Source organism: Mycobacterium scrofulaceum, assembly GCF_002086735.1.
Lineage (GTDB): Bacteria > Actinomycetota > Actinomycetes > Mycobacteriales > Mycobacteriaceae > Mycobacterium > Mycobacterium scrofulaceum.
The window spans coordinates 1-242 of record NZ_MVIJ01000179.1; the positions used below are offsets into that span (position 1 = coordinate 1).

A 242-nucleotide genomic window follows, 5' to 3' on the forward strand; every position below is an offset into this window, starting at 1 on the left:
GCCCTGGATTGTGCGCGGGCCCTGGCCGACGGCGGCTCGGCCCATGTAGTGGTGCATGCCCGGACCAAGGTCGATGGCTACAGGCCGCCGGCGCACTGGGAATGGGTGGCGCGGGTGGCCGAGGCGGTGCGCGTGCCGGTGTTCGCCAACGGCGAAGTGTGGACGCTCGACGACTACCTGCGTTGTCGCGAGGTCAGCGGGGTGGAGGACATCATGCTCGGTCGCGGCCTGGTCTAGCGTCC

At 70.7% G+C, this 242-nt stretch carries 1 protein-coding gene; it reads left to right on the forward strand.

Going from position 1 to position 242, the window contains the following annotated elements; all coding sequences use genetic code 11:
- Positions 1 to 237: tRNA-dihydrouridine synthase (locus BST44_RS31605; RefSeq protein WP_208619911.1), on the forward strand; the 237-nt coding region annotated here is incomplete at its 5' end.
- Positions 238 to 242 lie beyond the last annotated feature (5 nt).